The organism is Streptomyces sp. ISL-12, assembly GCF_018614415.1.
GTDB lineage: Bacteria > Actinomycetota > Actinomycetes > Streptomycetales > Streptomycetaceae > Streptomyces.
Window position 1 is genome coordinate 1 of the sequence record NZ_JAGGOO010000087.1, and the last position, 22,438, is coordinate 22,438.

The 22,438-nt window shown below is 70.8% G+C and carries 16 protein-coding genes and 4 pseudogenes; 10 read left to right on the forward strand and 10 right to left on the reverse strand.

The window, feature by feature from the left end; genetic code table 11:
• From J7I94_RS23950 to J7I94_RS23965, 4 genes and pseudogenes are all read left to right on the forward strand, one after another.
• Positions 1-653 (forward strand): SDR family oxidoreductase (locus J7I94_RS23950; protein WP_215169877.1); only part of this gene is annotated, 653 nt, incomplete at its 5' end.
• A gap of 74 nt (positions 654-727) precedes the next feature.
• Positions 728-1,552 carry a hypothetical protein gene (locus J7I94_RS23955; RefSeq protein WP_215169878.1) on the forward strand — a complete coding sequence of 275 codons (825 nt, stop codon included), beginning with the start codon at positions 728-730 and terminating at the stop codon, positions 1,550-1,552.
• A 37-nt stretch (positions 1,553-1,589) separates the two neighbouring features.
• A pseudogene (locus J7I94_RS23960) lies at positions 1,590-1,895 on the forward strand (Dyp-type peroxidase domain-containing protein); the annotation flags it as partial.
• A gap of 2 nt (positions 1,896-1,897) precedes the next feature.
• Positions 1,898-2,422: pseudogene (locus J7I94_RS23965) on the forward strand (MFS transporter); the annotation flags it as partial.
• A 48-nt stretch (positions 2,423-2,470) separates the two neighbouring features.
• On the opposite strand, the gene ilvC reads toward J7I94_RS23965, so the two are convergent.
• Positions 2,471-3,469 (reverse strand): ketol-acid reductoisomerase, encoded by a 999-nt coding sequence (gene ilvC / locus J7I94_RS23970; protein ID WP_215169882.1) that lies wholly within the window; start codon positions 3,467-3,469, stop codon positions 2,471-2,473.
• Between the two features lie 184 nt (positions 3,470-3,653).
• Between ilvC and J7I94_RS38535 the strand changes: the two are divergent.
• A pseudogene (locus J7I94_RS38535) lies at positions 3,654-3,864 on the forward strand (ferritin-like domain-containing protein); the annotation flags it as partial.
• A 33-nt stretch (positions 3,865-3,897) separates the two neighbouring features.
• On the opposite strand, the gene J7I94_RS39370 reads toward J7I94_RS38535, so the two are convergent.
• Positions 3,898-4,035 (reverse strand): hypothetical protein, encoded by a 138-nt coding sequence (locus J7I94_RS39370; protein ID WP_308114676.1) that lies wholly within the window; start codon positions 4,033-4,035, stop codon positions 3,898-3,900.
• Here J7I94_RS39370 and J7I94_RS38540 point away from each other — a divergent pair.
• The gene (locus tag J7I94_RS38540; RefSeq protein WP_308114675.1) at positions 3,970-4,431 is read left to right on the forward strand and encodes a hypothetical protein; all 462 of its coding nucleotides are present in this window, start codon (positions 3,970-3,972) and stop codon (positions 4,429-4,431) included. The two genes, J7I94_RS39370 and J7I94_RS38540, sit on opposite strands and share 66 nt — an antisense overlap.
• Positions 4,432-4,449: 18 nt before the next feature.
• On the opposite strand, the gene J7I94_RS23980 is transcribed toward J7I94_RS38540, so the two are convergent.
• Positions 4,450-5,628 carry a low temperature requirement protein A gene (locus J7I94_RS23980; RefSeq protein WP_215169884.1) on the reverse strand — a complete coding sequence of 393 codons (1,179 nt, stop codon included), beginning with the start codon at positions 5,626-5,628 and terminating at the stop codon, positions 4,450-4,452.
• A gap of 917 nt (positions 5,629-6,545) precedes the next feature.
• Here J7I94_RS23980 and J7I94_RS23985 point away from each other — a divergent pair.
• Together J7I94_RS23985 and J7I94_RS23990 are read left to right on the forward strand one after the other, a co-directional pair.
• On the forward strand, positions 6,546-8,009 hold the full coding sequence (locus J7I94_RS23985; protein WP_308114674.1) for a DUF4041 domain-containing protein: 1,464 nt from the start codon (positions 6,546-6,548) through the stop codon (positions 8,007-8,009).
• 58 nt (positions 8,010-8,067) lie between these two features.
• Positions 8,068-10,158 carry a TerD family protein gene (locus J7I94_RS23990; RefSeq protein ID WP_215169886.1) on the forward strand — a complete coding sequence of 697 codons (2,091 nt, stop codon included), beginning with the start codon at positions 8,068-8,070 and terminating at the stop codon, positions 10,156-10,158.
• A gap of 56 nt (positions 10,159-10,214) precedes the next feature.
• Here the strand turns inward: J7I94_RS23990 and J7I94_RS23995 are convergent, their stop codons facing one another.
• The 4 genes from J7I94_RS23995 to J7I94_RS24010 all read right to left on the reverse strand — a co-directional run bounded on the left by J7I94_RS23995 (position 10,215) and on the right by J7I94_RS24010 (position 16,921).
• On the reverse strand, positions 10,215-10,892 hold the full coding sequence (locus J7I94_RS23995; RefSeq protein WP_215169888.1) for a response regulator transcription factor: 678 nt from the start codon (positions 10,890-10,892) through the stop codon (positions 10,215-10,217).
• Positions 10,889-12,076, reverse strand: coding sequence for a sensor histidine kinase (locus tag J7I94_RS24000; protein WP_215169890.1), 1,188 nt, complete (start codon positions 12,074-12,076; stop codon positions 10,889-10,891). Before J7I94_RS24000 ends, J7I94_RS23995 begins: the two co-directional genes overlap by 4 nt.
• A gap of 94 nt (positions 12,077-12,170) precedes the next feature.
• Complete coding sequence (locus tag J7I94_RS24005; RefSeq protein ID WP_215169892.1) at positions 12,171-14,420, reverse strand: MMPL family transporter; 2,250 nt, start codon at positions 14,418-14,420, stop codon at positions 12,171-12,173.
• Positions 14,421-15,088: 668 nt separating this feature from the next.
• The gene (locus J7I94_RS24010) at positions 15,089-16,921 is read right to left on the reverse strand and encodes an AMP-binding protein (RefSeq protein WP_251075632.1); all 1,833 of its coding nucleotides are present in this window, start codon (positions 16,919-16,921) and stop codon (positions 15,089-15,091) included.
• A gap of 218 nt (positions 16,922-17,139) precedes the next feature.
• On the opposite strand from J7I94_RS24010, the gene J7I94_RS24015 reads away from it, so the two are divergent.
• On the forward strand, positions 17,140-17,982 hold the full coding sequence (locus tag J7I94_RS24015) for an alpha/beta fold hydrolase (RefSeq protein WP_215169894.1): 843 nt from the start codon (positions 17,140-17,142) through the stop codon (positions 17,980-17,982).
• Complete coding sequence (locus J7I94_RS24020) at positions 17,939-19,243, forward strand: hypothetical protein (RefSeq protein WP_251075633.1); 1,305 nt, start codon at positions 17,939-17,941, stop codon at positions 19,241-19,243. The genes J7I94_RS24015 and J7I94_RS24020 overlap by 44 nt, the downstream gene beginning before the upstream one ends.
• A 48-nt stretch (positions 19,244-19,291) precedes the next feature.
• On the opposite strand, the gene J7I94_RS24025 is transcribed toward J7I94_RS24020, so the two are convergent.
• From J7I94_RS24025 to J7I94_RS24035, 3 genes and pseudogenes are all read right to left on the reverse strand, one after another.
• Complete coding sequence (locus tag J7I94_RS24025; RefSeq protein ID WP_215169896.1) at positions 19,292-20,491, reverse strand: cytochrome P450; 1,200 nt, start codon at positions 20,489-20,491, stop codon at positions 19,292-19,294.
• Positions 20,492-20,552: 61 nt separating this feature from the next.
• Positions 20,553-21,608, reverse strand: coding sequence for an NADP-dependent oxidoreductase (locus tag J7I94_RS24030; RefSeq protein ID WP_215169898.1), 1,056 nt, complete (start codon positions 21,606-21,608; stop codon positions 20,553-20,555).
• Positions 21,605-22,438, reverse strand: a pseudogene (locus tag J7I94_RS24035) (NAD(P)/FAD-dependent oxidoreductase); the annotation flags it as partial. The pseudogene J7I94_RS24035 and the gene J7I94_RS24030, both read right to left, overlap by 4 nt.

Sequence of the window (22,438 nt, forward strand, 5' to 3'; positions counted from 1 at the left end):
CCCCCACCACCGCCCGCACCTCCGACGAGATGGCCGAGACCCTGGACGGCTGCGCGGTGATGGTCCACCTGGCGCCCGCGCCCGCCCCGCGGCACACGCTGTCCTGGCTGCGCGCCACTGGGGAACTGCTCAGGGCCGGGACCGCCGCCGGCGTCCGGCACCACGTCTGCCTCTCCGCCGTCGGCGCGGACCGGATCACCGGCGGCGTCTTCCCGGCCCTCAAGGCCCGCGAAGCCCTGCTCCAGCGGTCCGGGACGTCTTACTCCGTCCTGCGCGCCACCCAGACCTACGAGGCGGCCGAGGACATCGCGGACGCGGGCACCGAGGACTGGATCGTATGGGTGCCGCCGGCCGAAGTACGCCCGGTCTCCCTGACGGACGTCGCCACCCTGCTCGCGCACACCGCGGTGTCCCGCCCCCTGAACGGCGTTCTCGAGATCGCCGGTCCCGAGCAGTTCGGGCTGGACGCGTTCGTACGCACCGCCCTCAGGGCGGAGACGGAGTACCGCCGGGTCCGCACGGACCCGCACAGCCCCTTCTACGGCGCCCGGCTGCGCCCCCTGGACCTGCTGCCGGGCACCGGCGCCCGCATCGCGCGGACCACCTACCGGGAATGGCTCACCGGCCGCCCCGCCCCCGACACCAGGTCCTGACCACGATCACGTACGCCACCGCCACCACACCTACACGACACCGACACCACGCACGGCACGGGAGTAAGCCGCTGATGACGACCTTGAACCTCACCCTGCTCGGCGCGCTCCGCGAGATCACGGCTGCCGAACTGCCCTCCGCCACCTCCCCGCACAGCGGCCGGCCCCTGCGCCGGTACGCCCTGCGGCTGCACGTGCCGGACGAACGGCACCAGGAACTCGACGCCGAACTCCGGGCGGCCGCCGCGGCCGACGGAGACCCGCTGCGCGGGACCGACGCGGCGTGGCTCGTCGCGGAGGGCTGGACCGCCGCCTCGCAGGGCCGCCGGCCCGAGATCTACGTCTACCGGATCGAGATCCAGGAGATCGAGGTCCTGCACCCCACGGCCCTGGAGATCGAGGGACTGCGCCTCGTCCCGGCCAAGTACCGGGAGCGGGCCGACGAGGACGTCCTGACGGTGACGGCCGTCGCCGACGTCACCGGCGCTGACGACGAACGTCTGGAGCGGCTCCTCAGCACCCCCGGCGCCTGGTACGAGGTGACCCGCCGGGGCATCAGCGACACTCCCGTGCGCATGCGCTTCGGACGCTGTGTGTGGCAGCGGACGGGGGAGGGGATCCGGCGTCACCACCTGGAACTCGTGGCCGGCGAGGACCGGCCGCCGGCCGCGCCCCAGGAGACCGCCCTGGCCGGGCAGCCGCGCCTGGACCGGGCCGTGGAGCGGGTGATGGCGCACACCGAGGCGCTGGCCCAGCTCCTGAAGGAACTGCACACCCAAGGCGTACTGAGCGACAGCGCCGTCCGGGCCGTCGAAGCCGCCGCCGCCCCGCGCCCGTTGACCCCCGGGGAGCGGCGCGAGCTGTCCCGTACCGAACGACTCGACGACTACTGGCGCTGAGCCCGTCGCGCGCCGACCCGGCCGAAAGGAACGATCCGTGTCCGAGAACGCCACGGGACCGGTGCCGCAGCCGGTACTGGCCGCCCTGACCGGCGCGGCCGTCTTCCTGGTCGGCACGATCGACGACGGCGGTGAGGCCACCGTGCGCGAACTGCTGCCGGACCTCGCCGCACCGGAACGGTCGGTGGGCTTCCGGGCCGGGCCCGACGCCATGCTCAGCTGTGTCACCGGCATCGGCTCGTACGCCTGGGACCGCCTGTTCGCCGGTCCCCGCCCGGTCGCCGGTCCCCGCCCGGCCGGGCTGCACCCCTGCAGAGAACTGCGCGGCCCGGTGCACCGGGCCCGCTGTGGCAGTCGGTCGGCGTCGACCCCACCGACTCCTTCTTCTACTCGTTCACGACGTCGATCATCAACATCGTCGGCACCGTGATCGCGATGATCTTCGTGGACCGCGTCGGCCGCAAGCCGCTCGCCATCATCGGCTCGGTCGGCATGGTCATCGGCCTGGCGCTGGAGGCCTGGGCGCTCTCCGCCCACCTCGTCGACGGCAAGCTCCCCGCCACCCAGGGCTGGGTCGCCCTGATCGCCGCGCACGTGTTCGTGCTCTTCTTCGCCCTGTCCTGGGGCGTCATCGTCTGGGTCATGCTCGGCGAGATGTTCCCCAACCGGCTGCGCGCCGCCGCCCTCGGTGTCGCCGCCGCCGCACAGTGGATCGCCAACTGGGCGATCACCGCGAGCTTCCCGTCGCTGGCCGAGTGGAACCTCTCCGGTACCTACGTGATCTACACGATCTTCGCCGCGCTCTCCATCCCGTTCGTCCTGAAGTTCGTCAGGGAGACGAACGGCAAGACCCTGGAGGAGATGGGCTGAGCGTCCTCCCCAGCGAGGAGAAGGGCGCCCGGCCCAGGTGACGACGGCTCACGCCTCCTCGTCCACCCAGCTCATCAGCTTGCGCAGCTCCTTGCCGGTGGTCTCCAGCAGCAGCTCGGAGTCCTGCTTCTTGTACTCGTGGTACTTCTTCAGACCCCCGTGGTACTCGTCCATCCAGTTCTTGGCGAACGTGCCGTCCTGGATCTCGGCGAGGACCTTGCGCATCTCCGCCTTGGTGGCGTCGGTGATGATCCGCGGGCCGGTGACGTAGTCGCCCCACTCGGCGGTCTCGGAGATCGACCAGCGCATCTTCCCCAGGCCGCCCTCGTACATCAGGTCCACGATCAGCTTCAGCTCGTGCAGGCACTCGAAGTAGGCGATCTCCGGCTGGTAACCGGCCTCGGTCAGGATTTCGAAGCCCGCCTTGACCAGCGCGGAGACACCACCGGCCAGAACGGCCTGCTCACCGAAGAGGTCGGTCTCGGTCTCCTCGGTGAAGGTGGTCCTGATGACGCCGGCCCGGGTGCCGCCGATGCCCTTGGCGTAGGACAGCGCCAGCGCCAGGGCGCCGCCGGTGGTGTCCTGCTCCACGGCCACCAGACAGGGCACACCGCGCCCCTCCTCGTACTGACGGCGCACCAGGTGGCCCGGGCCCTTGGGCGCGACCATGCAGACATCCACGCCGGCTGGGGGCTTGATGAAGCCGTAGCGGATGTTCAGGCCGTGCCCGAAGAACAGCGCGTCGCCGTCCTTCAGGTTGTCCTTGATGTGCTTCTCGTAGACCTCGCCCTGCAACGGGTCCGGGATCAGGATCATGATGACGTCGGCCTCGGCGGCGGCCTCGGCCACCGGCACCACCCGCAGGCCCTGCTCCTCGGCCTTCGCCTTGGACGCGGACCCTTCGTGCAGACCGACCCGCACATCGACACCGGAGTCGCGCAGCGACAGCGCGTGGGCATGGCCCTGGCTGCCGTAGCCGATGACCGCGACCTTGCGGCCCTGGATGACGGACAGATCGGCGTCGGCGTCGTAGAACAACTCAGCCATGAGAAACACCTTTCACGGAAGACATCTGGAGACGGGACGAGCGAAGTAACACTATCTCACCCGGCACAGTGTTCGATGTGCGCACACGGACACGCCGAACACTGTGAAAGGGGTGTCACAGCTCTCCGCTGCCGCCTGTCAGAGAAGTGACCCCGCGCCGACAACACCACCGAAGTGAGCCCCCATGCCCGAGAACCAGCCCGGCACCCCCGACGCCACCCCCGGCACCGCCACGGCGACCGGCATCGCGACGCTGGAGGACCTGCGCAGACACCTGCAGTGGGCCATCGAACTGGAACACTCCGTACTGCCGCCGTACCTGACGGCCCTGTACTCCCTCGACGCCGAACGCAACGCGGACGCCGCGCAGTTGATCGGCGGTGTGTTCGTCGAGGAGATGATCCACCTCGCGCTGGCCGCCAACCTGCTCAACGCGGTCGGCGGTCGGCCCGTCCTCGACGGTCACCGACCTCCGCACGGCCCTCGTCGCTCTGGAGGAGATCGTCGAACAGGGCGAGGGCGCGGCCCGCGCCGACGTCTGGGGCGGCGACCAGGACCTGTTCCACCCGGGAACCAAGGCGGTCTCCCACTACTACCGGTTCCAGGAACTCGCGCTGGGCCGGCGCTACCAACCCGGCGACACCTCCGCGACCGGCCCGACCGGCGAGAAGGTGACCGTGGACCCGGCCGGCATCCGCCCGGCACGCCCCGACCAGCGGCTGGCGGACCACCCCGAGGGCAGTGCCATCCGTACCGCGCAGGAAGCGTTCGACCAGACGTACTGCAAGACGCTCCATATGCTGGAGCAGGCGTTCAACGGCAACCCGGCGATGCTGGGCATGTCGGTCGGCACGATGTACGCGCTCAAGGCGCAGGCACAGGCCCTGATGGCCCTCCAGGACGACGACGGCCTGGCAGCCGGGCCGACCTTCGAGTATGTCGCGCCCGAGAACCGGGTCTGATGCCCCGGCGCGCGGCGCTCAGGTGTCCCTGACCGCCGCGCGCCGTGCCACCAGCAGCGACGTGACGATCAGCAGCGACGTGGTGACACCGGTGCACAGCACTGCGAAGGGTGTGAACGTCGTGGCGAGGACGGCGAGGGCCGCGACGGGAGGAAGGAGGCCGGACGCGGCGGACGGATGCGTTCCCTTCCGGTGCAGCAGCCACACGCAGATGATGAAGAGCGCGACGGGCACCGTGTACGTGGCCGCGGCCTGGTGGTCGGTGAGGGCACGGGAGCCGGTGGCGTGGGCGGCGTTGACGGCGAGCGCCGTTCCGACCGCGGCCGCGGCGGCGAACACGAGGTAGTGCCCGTAGCCCCACAGCATCGCCGTGCGCTGGGTCCGCAGGCGGCGCGGCGCGTCCTGGGCGAAGTACAGCCACCACAGCGCGAAGACGGTCGTCATCCCGCCCACCGCGACGGTCAGGACCGAGCCGGACGCCCGGTGGCTGTGCAGGGCGGTGGTGACGGCGACAGCGGTGGCCATGACGGACTCGCCGAGCACGATCAAGGTGAACAGCCCGTACCGCTCGGCTATGTGATGCGGGTGCCACGTGGTCCCCTCGGCCCGTTCGGCCCAGACCGGCACCGCGAGTTCCCCGGCCGCGAGAACGGCGAACGAGGCGACCCCGCCGTCATGCGGAAGGACCAGCCGCAGCAGCCAGCCCAGTTGCAGGACCAGGATGCCCAGGGCGTACCGCAGCGCGGACCGCCGCCGCTCCTGGTCCGTGTACGCGGCCCGCAGCCACTGGCTGACCATGGCCAGCCGCATCACGACATAACCCCACGTGATGACCGTGAAGTCACCGTGCTCCAGGGCCTCGGCGGCGCCCGAGGCCATCAGCAGGGCCCCGCCGATCTGCACCAGGGTGAGCAGGCGGTAGGGGGCGTCGTCGGTGTCGTAGGCGGAGGCGAACCAGGTGAAGTTCATCCAGGCCCACCAGATCGCGAAGAAGACGAGCGCGTAACCGAGCAGACCGTGTCCCAGACGGCCCGCCGTGACCTCGTGCTCGAACGCCGCCGATGCCTGGGCGACGGCGACGACGAAGCAGAGGTCGAAGAACAACTCCAGAGCACTGGCGGTGCGATGCTCCTCACCGGCATGGCGGGCGTGCATCGGCCGGTACCAGGCGCTGGATGCGTACGGTGACTGACTCATGGCGTCCTGATCTCAAGGTCGGGCCGGCGCCACGGGACGGCACCCGCACGCCGGACAGTCACCGTCTACGACCGGACCGGACCTGGGTCTGTGACAGCACGCCCGCGCGGCCGGCCAGGCGGAGCGCGTCGTTCGAGCACGGCTTCGACCCGTTCGCGCCGGGCTGTGAGGTCGACGTGCTGAGGTCCCGGAGGTGAGGCTGCGCAGGCCCGACTGCTTCGAATGCGTTCTGTGGCATCGAGCAGGCCACCCCTGGGGCGATCGCTCGCCCTTGCGTTCCACGCAGTGCGGTGCGCAGTCGCCGTCAGCAGGTCATCCCCGAGCCGCAGCCCGGCTCCTGGGGCGGAAACTCCCAGCGGTTCCCGGTGTGCAGCACGAACGGGATCCGCAGAGCACCCTGCGAACATCCCTACGTCATGACCTGGACGCCGCGGCCTACGCGGGACGACCGGCAGCAGCGGCTCGATCCGCGCCCTCGAGTCGTCGTCGGTGTCCAGCGGCCTGGCAGCGGTCTTCCTCGTCTCGGCTGGCCGGCCCCCTCGGCCGGCGTCCCGGGCTGTGCCTTCGCCTGAGGTCGCGTCGCCCGGTCGACGGGTGGGTTACGGCGCTCTCCTATATACCTCTCACGCGGGGGCACGCTGGGCTTCCCGTAGAGATGACCCGATGGTGTGAAAGCGGCCGGTCCGTACAACCACCCCGACCGTAGGGAAGTCGTACTCCTCACACGTAGCACTGGCCTCGGGGAGCCCACCATGACAGGGCGTTTCTCGAGTGCCGCGGCACCTGGGGGGCAGACCCGCATGACGTACCGCTTCAACCCTCCGCCAGGCTGGCCGACCCCCGCACCGGGGTGGGTCCCGCCGCCCGGCTGGCAGCCTGACCCGTCCTGGCCCGTGCCTCCGGGGTGGCAGTTGTGGGTGCCGGAGCAGGCGTCGGCGCCGCCCGCCGCACCGGTGCCGCGCAGCGGGGCCACGGGTGCCGCTCCCGCCGGCCTGTTCGGGCGACGGCGCAAGCAGGCCGAGGCGGAGGCCGAGCGGTTGGCGGGGGAGCTCGCGCACAGTCAGGAGCAGGCGCGGGTGCTGCGGGCGCAGGTGGACCAGCTGACGGCTCAGCTGAGCAGGGTGATCGGTGCCGACAGCGCGGCGATCGCCGTGGAGCAGGAGCGGTTGCGGCAGGCCCACGTCGAGAAGCTGGCGGAGCTGCAGCGGATCGACGGGCTGCTGGACGCGAAGGTGGAGCACGCGGCGGAGCGGGCCGCGCAGTCGTTGGCCGACGTGCGCGGACAGGCGCAGGTGCTGGCCCAGCAGGCGGAGCAGGCCCGGCGGCAGGTGGCCGCGGCGCAAGCGGACCTGGTGGTCATCGACGAGGTGCGGATGCTGCAGGAGGCCGGTGTCTACGAGTACCGGCACCCGTTTGCCGACGCGGTGGCGTACGCCGGTCAGCTGGAGCGGTTGAAAGCCCGGTACAAGCAGTTGGTCCGTGACAACGGCGCCGTGCCGGCAGCGCAGGACTGGACCGTGAACGGTTCCCTCGCGCAGGGCCGCAAGATGGTGCGGGACTTCTCCAAGCTGATGCTCCGGGCGTACAACGCCGAGGCCGACAACGCGGTGCGCGGCATGAAACCGCACCGGCTGTCCTCGCTGATCGACCGCCTGGGCAAGACCCGCGAGACGATCGCGCGACTCGGCGCCACGATGCACATCCGCATCAGTGACGAGTACCACCGGCTGCGCGTCCAGGAACTGGAACTCACCGCGGACCATCTGGCACGCAAGGAGGCCGAGAAGGAGGAACAGCGGGAGCTGCGGGCCCGCCAGCGCGAGGAGGAGCGGCTGCAACGGGAGATCGAACGGGAGCGGCAACGGTTGGAGAAGGAGCGCGGACACTACGAGAGCGCGTTGCGGCGGCTGCGAGCCGGCACCGGTGATCCGGCCGGAATCGCCGAGTTGGAGGGCAGGTTGCGGCAGCTCGATGACGACCTGCGGGCGGTGGACGCCCGGGAAGCCAACATCCGCGCCGGCTATGTGTACGTCATCTCCGACATCGGAGCCTTCGGCGAGCGCATGGTCAAGATCGGGCTGACCCGGCGGCTGGACCCCATGGACCGGGTCAACGAACTGGGCGACGCGTCGGTGCCGTTCCGCTTCGATGTCCACGCGTTGTTCTTCAGCGAGGACGCCGTGGGCCTGGAGAGGCGTTTGCACCAGGAGTTCGAGGACCGCCGCGTCAATCGTGTCAACACACGGCGTGAGTTCTTCTACACCACTCCCGTTGAAGTGCGTGCCGCGCTTCAACGCCTCGCCGGTCAACATCTCCTGGAGTTCTCCGACACCGCGGAGGCACCTGAATGGCGCGCCAGCAGGAGCATGTCGCTCAACTGACGCGCGAGGTCTGCCGGCGAATCCTGACATCACCGCGTAGCACATGTGGGGGGAATCCATGCATGAAATGGTCAAGGGTGCCAACGTCGCGTTGGCTTCCCTGAGTGAGAACACCGGTTCCGTGCTGGTGAGTCTCGAGTGGGCGAGCCAGTCAGGTGAGGGCGACGCGGACGTATCCGTGCTGCTGCTGGGGGAGAGCGGACGCGTCCGTACCGATGGCGACTTCTACTTCTACAACAACCCGGTGGCCGCCGACGGGAGCGTCGAACTCCTAGGGAAGAAGCCGACGGGGGAGGGCAGCGAGGACCGTATCGTCTTCGACCTGACCGCCGTCCAGCCCGGCGTCGAACGCATCGTGGTCGCCGCGAGCCGGTACGGGGAAGCCCGCTTCGACGAACTCGACGGGCTGCGGGTCAAACTGGCCGACGCGGCGGGAGAGGACCTGCTCCGCTTCGCCATCGACGACCCCGGTTCGGTGAGCGCCTTCATCTTCGGTGAGCTCTACCGGCGCCAGGAGGACTGGAAGTTCCGGGCGGTCGGCCAGGGCTACGACACGGGACTGGCCGCTCTCGCCACGGACTTCGGCGTGGACATCGACGACGACGCTCCCGCACAGGGAAGCGGCGAGGGCCTCGGTGACGGCGAAGACGCTCAGCTCGCGGCCGCCTTCGAAACACCGACCGCCGACGCATGCGCTGAGCGTGAGCCGGACCGGTCGGCCGAAACGCCGGCGCCGGCTGACGAGGCGCCCGGCCAAACCGTGCTGGCAGCGATCCCCGCGCAGCGGGACTCCGGCGGACCGCCGGCACCGGCTGCCCGGGCGCGTCGGCCCCGTACCGCCAAGAAGAAGGTCACGTTGCCCAGGAAGGGCAAGAAGACCCTGGCGGAGAGCGACTCCTGGAACGAGGCACGGCTGTTTCCCGTGTCCGCGGTCAAGAGCGACCGTGACCGGGAGATGCGTGCCACGTCCGTTCTGCTGTCGGTGATGTCCCAGGTTCCCGAGTTCGGCCGCCGTCTCACCGCCGCCTTCGGCGCGCCGGCCGGTCGCATGGAGACCTTCACCGAAGTCGCGCTCCCGCACGGCGACTCCCCTCGACGGCCCGACGGCGTCATCCGGGTCGAGCGGGCCGGCAAGCTCTGGACAGCGCTGGTCGAGACGAAAACCAACGGCAACCCTCTGAAATCCGAGCAGGTTCAGGCGTACATGGACATCGCCGCCCGGCGCGGTTACGAGGCCGTCATCACTCTGTCCAACGACGTGGTTCTCGAAGGCAGCCCTCTCGTCGACGTCAGGATCGACAAGCGACGCAAGCACAAAGTCGCCCTGTGGCACCTGTCCTGGGCGGAGGTCGCCCATCAGGCCCAGATGCTCATCCGGCACGAAGGTGTCGGCAACAGTGCCCACGCCTGGCTGCTGCAGGAGCTGTTGCACTACCTCCAGCATGACAACTCCGGCTGTCATGGCTTCCAGAACATGGGTGCCGCCTGGGTCCCGGTCCGTAACGGCATCGACGACGAGACCCTGTGCCGGGGTGACGCCCGTGCTCTGGAAGTGGTCGAGAGCTGGGAACGGCTCATCCGGCAGGTCTGTCTGGGCCTCGGCGGTGAACTGGGCCAGAAGGTCCTTCCCGTGCGACGTGCCAAGCGAGGATCCGATCCCGGCCGGCGCCGTGCGCTCATGGCCGACCAGCTCTGCCTGGAGGGTCGCCTCCAGGCAGAGCTGCGTATCGACGGCACCCCCGGTGTCCTGACCCTCGGCGCCGATCTGCGCACCGGCAAGCTGCGCACCTCCATCGAGATCCCGGCACCGGCCGAGGGCTACCCCCTGACCTGGGTCAAGCGACTCATCCGGAAGCTGGCCGACGCCCCGGCCGACCTGCACATCGAGACGCTGACCGATACGGAGACGGGGGGCCCGCGAGGGACACTGGAGCGTTTGCGCCCCGAGCCCGGGGATCTGATTCCCAAGGGCGGCGCGCAGATCACCGGCTTCCGGCTTTCCCTGCTCAAGAGCATGGGCAGCAGCCGAGGCAACGCCGAGTCCGGCTTCATTCGCAGCGTTGACGACGCCGTCCATCGCTTCTGTTCGACCGTGGTCCTCCACCTGGACCGCCCCGTGACCCGCAAGGGCGAGCCGGCGACGGCCTGACCGGTCGCTCGGCGCACCGCCGGCCCACGGCGGAAATGCCGGTGCTCGGCTCCGGCTCAGCCGTCCGGTTGGGCGCGGACGAGGCCGCTCTGGTAGGCGATGACGACGAGTTGCGCGCGGTCGCGGGCGCCTAGCTTGGTCATCGAGCGGGAGATGTGGCTGCGCACGGTGAGCGGACTCACCACGAGGTGGTCGGCGATCTCGTGGTTGGACCTGCCGAGCGCGGCCAGCGCCATGACCTCGCGTTCGCGGTCGGTGAGCAGGGCGAGGCGTTCCGGCCGGGTGAGCGGCCTGTCGTCGTCGGGGGTGGCCAGGAAGCGGGTGATGAGAGCACGCGTGGCCGAGGGGGAGAGCAGTGCGTCCCCCGCCGCCACGGTGCGGATGCCGGCCAGCAGCACGTCGGGGCCGACGTCCTTGCCGAGGAAGCCGCTCGCTCCGGACCGCAGGGCCTTCGCCACGTTCTCGTCGTTCTCGAAGGTGGTGAGGATCAGGACGCGCACGTCCGACAGCTCGGGCCGGGCACAGATGCCGGCCGTGGCCGCCAGTCCGTCCGTGCCCGGCATCCGGATGTCCATGAGGATGACGTCGGGCCGGTGCTCGGACGCGAGGGCGATCGCCTCCTGTCCGTCGGCGGCCTCCGCGACGACCTCCATGTCCGGGTCGGAGTCGATGAGGATGCGGAAGGTGGCCCGGAGCAGGGTCTGGTCGTCGGCGAGCAGGACGCGAATGGTCATGGGGTGGCGCTTTCGTCGGGGCCTGGCAGCGGAAGGGAACAGGCGACCTCGAAGCCGCCCTCCGCGCGCGGACCGGCGTGGAAGGTGCCGCCTGCCGACAAGGCGCGTTCGCGCATGCCGAGCAGTCCGAAGCCGCCGCCGGTACCGGCACCGGCCGCGACTCGTGCGGCGGCTTCGTTGGTGATGACCAGGGTGAGGTCGTGCGGGGTGTAGGCGAGACGGACCCGGGCGGTGCGGCTGGCCGCGTGCTTGGTGACGTTGGTGAGCGATTCCTGGACGATCCGGTAGGCGGTGAGGTTCAGGCCGGGCGTCAGCCGCCGGGGACGTCCCTCGGTGACGACGGTGACGTCCAGACCCGCTGCCGCGCAGGCCTCGACGAGGTCCGGCAACTGGTCCAGCCCCGGTGCCGGAGCCAGCTCGCCCGCATCGGTGTCCTGACGCAGCAGCTCCACGGTGGCCTTGAGCTCGCGCAGAGCCGCGGCGGTGGTCTCCGGCAGCCTCTCGATGATCTCCACGGCCTGCTCGGGACGGTTGCCGGCCAGGTGCGCCGCGGTGCCGGCCTGTGCGTTGGCCAGGGCCAGGTGGTGGGCGACGACGTCGTGGAGTTCGCGGGCGATGCGCATGCGTTCCTGGATCACCCGGCGCCGGGCCTCCTCGTCGCGCTCCCGGACCAGGTGCTCGGCGCGGGCGACGGCGTACTCACGGCGGACCCGCACGTAACTGCCGAAGGACGCGACCATGAGGACCCAGGCCGCCGGGTTGACCAGCCCGAAGATCCACTCGTGCGGGGAGTCGGTGACGAGGAGGCCGGTGACGACGATCCCCGCCGTGGCGGCGCACGCGCTGTACCAGGTCTTCCTGCGGTTCGGGCGCTTGCTCAGGGCGTACTGCGCGGCCAGCATCGGCCCCATCAGCAGGGGCGTGAGGAGGAAGCCCAGGAAGCTCTCGGCCATGGTGCACAGCGTCGTCACCGCCAGCACGAGGACCGGATGATCGCGGCGGCGCAGCAGGGCGGCGCAGGCGAGGAGGGGCAGCAGTACGCCGGGCCACAGGGACGCGGGGTCGTCCATCACCACGTAGGAGAGGTAGGCGCCGCCGGCCGTGAGGACGAGGATGCCCCCGATCTTCAGGGCGTCGACCGCGCGGGGGTGTCCGGCCGCTCGGCCATGCCATCGTGCACTCATCGTCCTACTCCGCGCCGGGACCAGCAGATACAGGGTGACAGACGCGCCGCGATGCCGTCACACACAGCATCGCGGCACGCTGGAGGTGACTCCGTCAGGTGCGGGCCGGTTCCTGCGGTCGCGTCTCGGTGTCCGCCGGGGCGGCGGCAGCCCTTCGCGACGTCAGGCCCTCGCCCTCGACGTCGACGTGCGGCAGCACCTTGTCGAGCCGGCGGGGCAGCCACCAGGCCTTGTCCCCGAGCAGGGAGAGGACGGCGGGCACGATCGCCATCCGGACCACGAAGGCGTCGAAGAGGACGGCGACGGCGAGGCCGAAACCGATCGTCTTGATCATCGACTCGCCGGACGCCACGAAGCCGGAGAAGACGGCGATCATGATCACTGCCGCGGCCACGACCACGCGGGCACTGTGCCGGAAACCGGTGACGACCGCCTGCGCGGGGCGCTCGCCGCGCACGTACGCCTCACGCATACGGGCGACGAGGAACACCTCGTAGTCCATGGCCAGGCCGAAGACGATGCCCACCAGGAAGATCGGCATGAGGCTCATGACCGGGCCGGTCTGCTCCACGCCCAGCAGCTCGGCCCCCCAGCCCCACTGGAAGACCGCGACGACCGCGCCGAGCGAGGCGAGCACCGAGAGCAGGAAGCCCACGGCGGCCTTGACGGGCACCAGGACGGAACGGAAGACCACCAGCAGCAGGAGCAGGGACAGCAGCACGACGACGGCGAGGTAGGGCACCAGGGCGTCCTGCAGCGCCTGGGAGATGTCGATGTTCATCGCGGTACTGCCGGTGACCTCGAAAGTCGCCCCGGTCTGTGCCTCCAGGTCCGAGCGCTCGGCCCGGATGGTCTGCACGACCTCCTTGGTGGCCTCGTCGCTGGGTCCGCCGGCGGGGACCGCGGAGAACAGCGCGGTGTCACCGGCCTCGTTGAACTGCGGCGGCCCGACGGACACGACGCCCTCGGTACCGGCGATCTTCTCGGCGATCGTGGTGGCGGCCGCCTTCGGGTCGGTGACGTCCTTGACGTCCGCGACGATCGTCAGGGGGCCGTTGAAGCCCGCGCCGAAGCCGTCGGCCAGCGCGTCGTAGGCGCGTCGTTCCGTCGTCGACGTGGACTTCGCCTCGTCGCCCGGCATGCCCATCTCCAGCTGGGTGGCCGGCAGGGCCAGGGCCCCCAGGCCGGCGACGCCCACCAGCAGGACGGCCAGGGGCCGGCGCATGACGAACCGGGCCCAGCGTGTGCCGCCGTTGTCCGGCCCCGCCGCATGGTGCTGCGCCGACGTTCCCCGCATGCGGTCGCGGTCCTTGCGGTCCTTGCGGTCCTTGCGGGACAGAACGGCGTTCGGCCACATCCCGAGCAGGGCGGGGACCAGGGTGAGCGCGACGAGAACGCCGACACCGACGGCGCCGGCGGCGCACAGGCCCATCTTCGTCAGCATCGGGACGCCGATCACCGTCAGGCCCGCGAGCGCGATGATCACGGTCAGGCCGGCGAACACCACGGCGGAACCGGCCGTACCGACCGCCAGGCCCGCGGCTTCCCGCGGCTCGTGGCCGTTCGCACGCTCCTCGCGGTAGCGGGAGACCACGAAGAGGGCGTAGTCGATCCCCACCGCGAGGCCGAGCATCGAGGCGAGGGTACCGGTGGTCAGGGACAGACCGAAGGTGCCGGCGAGCGCCAGGATCGCGCACATGCTGACGCCCACGCCGATGACGGCGGTGAGCAGGGGCAGGCCGGCCGCCGCGAGCGAGCCGAAGGTGATCAGCAGGACCACGGCGGCGAGCGCGATACCGACGCCCTCGGCCACTCCTCCCGCGGCCGGCTGGGTGGCGAGCGCGGTGCCGCCGACCTCGACGGTGAGGCCCGCGTCACGGACTTCGCCGATCGCCTTCTCCAAGGCGTTCTTGCTGGCGTCCGTGAGGTCGGCGGCGGCCACCTTGTAGGTGATCGTGGCGTACGCCGTGGAGGCGTCCTCGCTCACCGCCGAGGCCGTGAACGGACTGACGGCGCTCGCCACCTGCGAGCCCTCGGCCGCGGTGTCCACCAGCTCCTCGATGGCGGCCCGGTTGTCGGCGGCCGTCACCGTTTCCCCGCCGGGGGCGATGAACACGATGCGCGCGTTGGCGCCGTTGGCGTCCGATCCGGGGAACCGCTCCCCGATCAGGTCGAACGCCTTCTGCGCCTCGATGCCCGGCATGAACGACGTGCCGTCGTCACTGGCGCCGGGTGCCGTCGCGGCGCCGAGCCCGACGGCACCGAGGATCACCGCCCACAGCAGGGTCACGAGCCGGCGCCGCCGGAAGGCGGTACGGCCCAGTCGGTACAGGAAGGCAGCCACGGGGAAGGTCTCTCCAGGGTCCGGTCTCGGGTAGGAGCCCAGACTGTCCTGGAGGGCCCTTCCGGGGCATCGTGCGGGTGTCGTCACCCGGGCCACGTGGCAGGGCACCAGGGAGAGGCGGCCCTGGTGCCTGGCGAGGAGAAACGTCTCCTACCTGAGGATGACGTCGCGGGCGCACGTGCGGCCCACGGGCGCCGCCCCGGTCGTGTTCCACCAGCAACCGGACGACCGCGCGCACGGGCGTGCCGGTGGGGAGCACCGGGCCGGAAGGCGGCGACAGATCGTGCGGTGGCTCTGCGGGGACGGCCAGTCGCTGGTCCGGAGGAAGCCGTGCACGCCACGTCTCGCGGCGCCTTGGCCTCACCCGGCCGCGGACCACCCGGGTCCGAGCCGCCCGCGGCTACGCCGGGGACCTCGCAGCTGCCCCCGCTCCAGCAGCGCGGCACCGGCCCGGTGGAGGCGATGGCCGCCCGCGGCACCGCGTCCTGCGCGCAGCCGCCCGGCGAACAGCCGTTCACCCGATCGTCGCTGGGCGCGGGAAGTGACAGCACACCCCCGAGGGGCCGGGCGTCCGCTACGGCCGGACGAGAAGTGCTACGACGATCCGTGGCACGCCGGAGAACAGGCGGGAACGGCGGGAAGACGGGGCGGGAGGCGGCGCGGTCACCTCAGCCCTCGGTCTCCAGCCGGGCCACGATGTCCTGGCGCAGCCGTACCTTGTCCGTCTTGCCGACCGCGGTCAAGGGGAGTGCCGGAACCTCGACGACCCGTTCGGGCAGCTTGAACCGGGCCAGTCCGCTGTCCTCCAGATGCGTGCGGAGCTCCCGCAGGGACGGTGTTCCCTCGTCACCGCCCACGACGTAGAGGCAGACCGCCTCACCCAGTACACGGTGGGGCATCGCGACGGCCGCGGCGGCCCGCACACCGGGGTGTGCCAGTACCAACGCCTCCAGTTCGTCCGCCGGGATCTTCTCTCCCCCGCGGTTGATCACGTCTTTGACGCGCCCGGCGACCACGACGTTCCCGGACGCGTGGCGGCGGACGAGGTCGCCGGTGCGGTAGAAGCCGTCGGAGGTGAACGACGAGGCCGCCACGCCTCCGTGGTACTCCGTGACGACACCCGGTCCCCTGACCAGGAGTTCCCCGATCTCACCGTCGGCGACGGGCCGCCCCTCGCCGTCCACCACCAGGGTCTCGTCACCGGGCGAGGAGGGGCGTCCCTGCGTGGTGAACGCCACCTCGGGCGGATCGTCGAGCCGAGTGAAGTGGAGCCGGCCCTCGCTCATGCCGTACACCTGCTGGATCCGGCAGTCGAAGGCACCGGCCAGTCGGGCAGCCAGGGATTCGTCCAGGCGGGCCCCGCCGACCTGCAGGACGCGCAGGCTCGACAGGTCATGACCGCTGGAGGCGGCGCGAGCGACGAGCCACTGCCGGGCGAGCGCGGGGGTGAGCGCGCAGTGGGTGACGCGTTCTCGCTCGATCAGCGCAAGGGCGGCGGTCGCGTCGTCCGGGGCGGTGAGTACGACCTTTCCGCCGCCGGCGAGCGTGCCGAGTACGCCTGGAGCGGAGAAGGCGAAGGCGTGTGTCACCGGCAGGACGGCGAGGAACACGGATCGGGGTGTCAGCTCCGAGGCCGTTGCCGCGCAGCGGATCACGTGACCCAGCGCCTCATGGGTTCGGGCGATGGGTTTGGGGGCGCCGGTGGTTCCGCTCGACAGCAGGAAGAGAGCGGTGTCCGAGGGGCGCCGGTCCGGGCGGGCAGGAGCCGGGACACCGGCCTCGACGAGACCGTCGATGTCCACATGACCGTCGGCCCCGTCGCCGGCACCCGAGACGAGCAGCGTGCGCAACGACGGGTGCCGGGCGCGGAGCTTCTCGGCGAGCCGCAGGTGGTCGAAGCGCTGGTGCCGGGCCGGTACGGCCAGCGCGGTCGGCGCCAACGCGGTGATCACCGGCTCGAGTTCGTGCTCCCGCAGGGCCGGCAGGGCGAGGGCCGGGCGCGCACCCAGCCTGATCAGCGCGAGCACGAGAACGAGGGTGCGGGCCTGGTTCGGCAGCTGCACGAGTACGGTGTCGCCGGGCCGGATGCCGGTGTGCGACAGCCGGGCGGCGCAGCCGGACACCGCCGCGTCGAGCTCGGCCCTGGTGAAGGCGCGCTCGGCGTCGACCAGCGCCGTGCGGTGGCCCGCGTGCGCGCGCGTGCTCAGCACGGTGTCGTCGAGGAATTCCGGGCGCCACCAGCCGCGGTCCCGGTACTCCCCGCAAAGTCCCGCGCCGGCCCGGCGGTCGCCGACGAGGCCGGCGAGCTGCCGCACGGTGACGTCGTGCTCTGCCCAGAGATCGACGCGGGTGCCGAAGCGCTCGGCCAGGTCCAGCTGGATCTGCGTGAGGTCGACGGAATCGAGTCCGAGATGCGCGCGCAACTGCGCGTCCTCGCGCAGCAGTTCTTCCTCGATCCCCAAGTCGCGGAGGATCTTCCGTACTTCTTCGATGCCCGTCAACCGGGCCTCCTTGCCTGAGGGCTGGGGCGAGAGCAGGGACCGATGTGGCCGGTATGCCCGGTGCGTCTCGCCATGAGACCGGCGCACGGGGGCAGGGGGAAGCGTGTGCGACGGCGAGGGGCTCACGAAGCAGGCCGTCCCACTCCCGTACGCCCTGCACGGCCTGTTCCGGCCGTGCGACGCTGTGTCATCACACCGGTTTCGCCCCCTGGAGTGTGATGAACCCAGTGAACAGCGGGACGCTCGCGGTACCGGGCGCGACGATCTATTTCGAAGTGCGGGGAGAGGGGCCTTTCCTGCTGCTCATCGGGGGTGGGAACTCCGATGCGGCGGTGTACAAACGCTTGGCCGCCGTCCTGGCCGGGACCCACCGTGTCGTCACCTACGATCCACGCGGGAACTCACGCAGCGTGCTCGACGGCCCACCGGTGGACCAGAAGGTCGAGGAGCACGCCGACGACGCCTGCCGTCTGATCGAACACCTCGCCGGCCCGGACGAGCCCGTGTACGTCTTCGGGAGTTGCTCGGGCGGGCTCATCGCCCTGGAGCTCACCGTCCGCCATCCGGGCAGGGTCCGGCTGGTCGTCGCCCATGAGCCACCTGTTCTGAGCATCCTGCCGGACGCCGAGCGGCACGTGGCGCTGCTCGACGACGTCTGCGAGACGTACCTCCGGGAAGGAATGGCACCGGCCCTCACCAAACTGCAGGCCCTCCACGGCGGCCGGCCCGCGCCGGCCCTCCCCGAAGTGCACAACAACACCGACTTCTTCCTGACCCACTTCGTCCGGCCGTTCACCCGCTTCGTACCCGACCTCGCCGCACTGGAGGAAGTGGCCGGCAAAGTGGTGTGGGCCGGTGGCCATGCCTCACGCGAGGACCTCGTGCACCGCCCGGCGCTCGTCCTCGCCGGCCGGTTCGGCCGCGACGTGGAACTGTTCCCCGGCGGACACGTCGGCTACGCGAGGTACCCCGCCGACTTCGCCGACCGGCTCGTCGAAGTGCTCACCTTCGCGGCCGATGCCGCGGACGCTGTGCGAGGAACCACCGGCGGAGGGCAGTGACGTGCGGATCGTGATGGGGGCGCAGAACTGCGGCTTCGGTCCGGTCTCCGAACTCGTCGCGGTCTCCCGGCCGCTGCACGAACACGAGCGGGTGTTCGTCGGAGACGGCGTCGCCGCGGTCTTCGCCCGGCGCAACCCCGACGCCTTCGACACCATCCACGACATCGGCGGACTGCCGGAGAACGCCAGGTCGGAGAGGGTCGACGACCTGCTGCGGGGCAGTGATCACGTGGTCTCCGTCATGGACGCCGAGTTGGTGTTGCGGTCCGTCGTGGCGCGGCGGCCCGTGACCATGGTGGACAGCCTGTTCAGTTTCTGGCAGCTCACACAACCGGCCGCCAGCATCCGTGACGTGTGCTCGACCCTGCCACGTTCCCGCTTCGCGGCCGCCGACCGGCACCTGTCAGGTCTTTCTCCGCACGAGCGGGTGGTCGCGGCTCACCTGCTCGCCACACACAGCGTCGTACAGAATTTCCCCGGCGTCACCGAGCGTGCGGCCGGGCTCGCCGCCCTGGGCGAGGGGCCCGAGATACATCTCACCGGCTCGATCATCGACGTCGAAGGCCTGCGGAACGTGGCGGGCACCGCCGGGCCCGAATACGACCTGTTGATCAACATCGGTGGATTCAAGAACTTCCTCCTGGATTTCGACGTCAACAACGACTACGTGCGCCTGCTGCACCAGTGGCTCCCGGATCTGCTGCGGGACTGGCCCCGGTTCCGTCGTGTCCTCGTCTGCGGCGGCCCGTTCGGCGAGAGCCGGGAACGGACCGTCCGGGTCGCGGGCGGCCGGGCCGACTGCCGTCTCCTGCGCCAGCGGGAACTGCTCCAGGTGGCGGCGAGCACCGCGGACTACCTGATGGCCCCCGGGCTCACGGCACTCCACGAATCGATCGCCCTGGGGCGGCTGCCCCTGGCCATGCACGAGCAGCACTACGCCCACGTCTTCACCATGCGCGCACTGGACGGCACGTTGTTCGGCGACACCGGGGGACGGTTCACGGACGTGGTTCCGTGTCACCCGCTGCCGGAGGACGACTTCGCCGGGACCGCCGCCCTGGTCGAGCTGGCCGGCCGCGTCCGGGAGGACCGCGGGCTCTACGCGAAGTACCGGCGGACGTTCAACGAACGCATCGAGCAGTACCTCTCCCTCACCTCGTCGCAACGCCGGCACGGCGTCGACGAACTCGGGAAACTGCTGGACGGCGCCCCGATCCACTCGGTGATGACCGAGGTCCTGGGCACGCCGCACCCTGCGTGAGGTGGGTGGCGTCGGACGCCGGCCCCCTCCGGAGCCGGCCCGGCAGCGTCACCAGGTGACCGGCAATGCGTGCAGGCCGTTCACCATCGACCCGGTCTTCCAGCGCAGTTCCTCTTCGGGGACGGCCAGCCGGAGGCCGGGCATGTCCGCCAGGAGGACCTCCAGAGCCACCTGCAGTTCCACGCGCGCCAGGTGGGCGCCGATGCAGTAGTGCGGGCCGTGTCCGAAGCTGAGGTGCGGGTTGACGGCCCGGTCGAGGACGAGGTCGTCGGGGTTGTCGAACACCTCCGGGTCCCGGTTGGCGGCAGCCGTGTCGACCAGGACGGGGTCGCCGGCGCGGATGAGGGCCCCGCCGAGCTCGACGTCCTCAGTGGCGTACCGGGGGAAGGCGAAGCCGTTGGGCAGGGGGACGAAGCGCAGCAGTTCCTCCACCGCGCGGGGGAGCGCCTCCGGGCGGCCCAGCAGGGAGGAGAAGCGGTCGGGGCGGGCCAGCAGGACGTAGCAGGAGTTGGAGATCTGGTTGAAGGTCGTGACGAATCCCGCGCTGATGAGCACCGGGGCGAGGGCCATCAGCTCCTCCATGCTGATACGCCCCTCCTGGTCGTGGGCCCGTACCAGGGCGCTGAAGAGATCGTCGCCGGGTTCCCGGCGTCGCAGCTCCACCAGGTCGGCCGTGTACGCGGCGAAGGTGGAGTTCCACTTGTGGAACTCCTCGGCCGTCACCGTGTGGGACATCATGACGTCCAGCCAGTCCCGGACGCGGACGTGGTTCTCCTGGCTGATGCCGAGCAGTTCGCCGATGACGGTGATGGCCAGCGGGAAGGCGAACCGGTCGCCCAGGTCCGCCGCGGGACCCGACTTCCGCATGTCGCACGAGAGTTCCCCGGCGATCTCGCGCACGCGGTCGCGCAGCCGCTCGACGCGGCGTGCGGTGAACGCCTTCGCCACCGTGCCGCGCAGCCGGTGGTGGTCCGGCCCGTCGGTGGACAGCAGCCCTCCGCCGCTCACCGCGACCGGCCTGACGCGCGGCCGGTCCCGGCCGGCCGCCGCGGCCATGCTGAACCGGGGATCACCCAGCAGTGACTTGGCGTCGGCGTACCGGCTGACCAGCCAGGCCTCCTCGCCGTACGGCATCCGCACCCGGGCCGGCGGACGCTGCCGCAGTTCGGCGTAGACGGGGTGGAGCCCGAGTCCGTCGGGCTGTTCGAAGGGGTAGGCGAGCGGTTCGCGCAGTGCCGTCGTCGTCATCGTCGGCCTTTCCTGTTCACAGCGGAGCGGGTGGAGCGGAGGGAGCGGGTGGAGCGGGCGGTCACAGGCGCACCAGGAGCTTGCCGCGGTTGGCGGCCGGGTCCGTGTACAGGCTGCGGTACGCCTCGGGAATGGCGTCGAACCCGTGCCGGACGGTCTCGTGGTGGACGATCTCGCCGCGCCGGACCATGCCGCCGAGGTCGTCGTGGAGCGCGTCGAGGGTCTGGTCGTCGTACCACTCCTCCGCGAAGATCCCGCGGACGGTCGTGCGCGGGAACATGATGTACGGGAGGAGGCGGGGGCCCGTGTGGTCGCCCGCGATCTGGGTCGCCCACTGCCAGCAGACGGCGACCTGGCTGTTGACGTTCAGCATGGAGAACACCGCGTCGGTGATCGCCCCGCCCAGGTTGTCGAAGTACTTGTCGACGCCTCGGGGTGCCGCCGCGCGCAGTGCCTCGCGTGCCTTTCCGGGGTCGTCGCCCTGGCGGTAGTGGATGACGTCGTCGAAGCCGAGGGACGTCAGATGCCGGGCCTTCTCCGGCGAACTGGTGGTGCCGATCACGTGTGCGCCGGCTCGTTTGGCGAGCTGGCCGGCGAGGGATCCGACGGAGCCGGACGCGCCGCTGACCACGAACGTGTCACCCGGCTCGACGGTGAAGAACTTGGTCAGCGTGCCCCAGGCGGTCAGTCCCGGCGGGCCCATGACGCCGAGCGCCGTCGACAGCGGCAGCGCCTCGTCGTAGCGCCGTGGATCGAGCCGCCGGAAGGCCGGGAAGGGGACGGGGAAGGCGCCGTGCTCCCACCGCCATCCCGCACCCGTGCCGATCACATGGCTGCGCCAGCCGCCGTACCCCTGCACCAGGTCGCCGACCGAGAAGGCGGCCCGCGGGCCGGCCGAGACGACGCGCAGGATGCTGTGCGCGACCATGTGCTCGCCGAGGGGCGTCTCCAGGGCCAGGCCCTGCAGGTACGGGTCGAGCGACACGTACAGGGTCTCGAAGAGCATCTCGTCGTCCGCGAGGGAGACGTCCACCTCCTCGACCGTCTTCTCGTAGATCCGGTCGACGTCGGGAACGCCCGGAACGTGCTCGCGCACGATCCACTTCTCGATCCTCATTCGTGCTCCTTGACCTCGGGGACGGCGCTGTCGGGGGCGGCCGGGGGCCGGCCGACCGGGATGACGATCTGGGTGGGCGGCGGCTGGGTCCGGTCGATGTCGGCGGTGAACTCCACGCCGTCGTCGCGGCAGATGAACTGCATGACGTGACGGCCCGCCGCGGCGGCCCGGATGAGGCCGCCGATCGTGGACCAGGTGCCGGAGAGGTAGAAGTCCTTCAGCCCCGGCGCGACCGGGCCGTTCTTGTTCACTTCCTTCTCCAGCGTCTCCGCGCCGTCCACGAACGGCAGCCAGCCGGCGATGGTTCCGTTGTGGTTGCCGGTGTAGCGGATCTGGGTGAGCGGCGTCCCGGTGTCGCGCGCCACGACCGCCTGTGCCAGCCCGGGGAACCGGCGGTCCAGGAACTCCGTGACGGCCCGCTGCACCTGACGCTTGGCCGCGTAGTACGCGGGGCCGCGCCGTACCGCCAGCGTGTGCACTTCCTCCCCCTTGTGCACGCGGCTGTGCTGTTCCGGTCCCTCGGTCAGCTCCCGCCAGGTGCCGGTGTCGGAGAAGTAGGTGACGAAGACGACGGTGGTGTCGCGCGGCGAGAGTTCCGGGTAGTGGGCACTGCGGAACTGCACGTTCATGCTGGGGTGCCCCATGCCGACGAACGAGGCCGCCTCCTCCTCGCCGAGCAGGTACGTCGTACAGGGCTCACCCTGGGGAAACGGACGGTCCAGGCCCAGGAAGACGCTCACGTAACCGGGGTAGAGCATCCCCGGCTCGTCGATGGTCCTCGTGTAGAGCAGCTCGTACGTCTTGTTGAGGTACCGGCCCTTGAGCAGCTC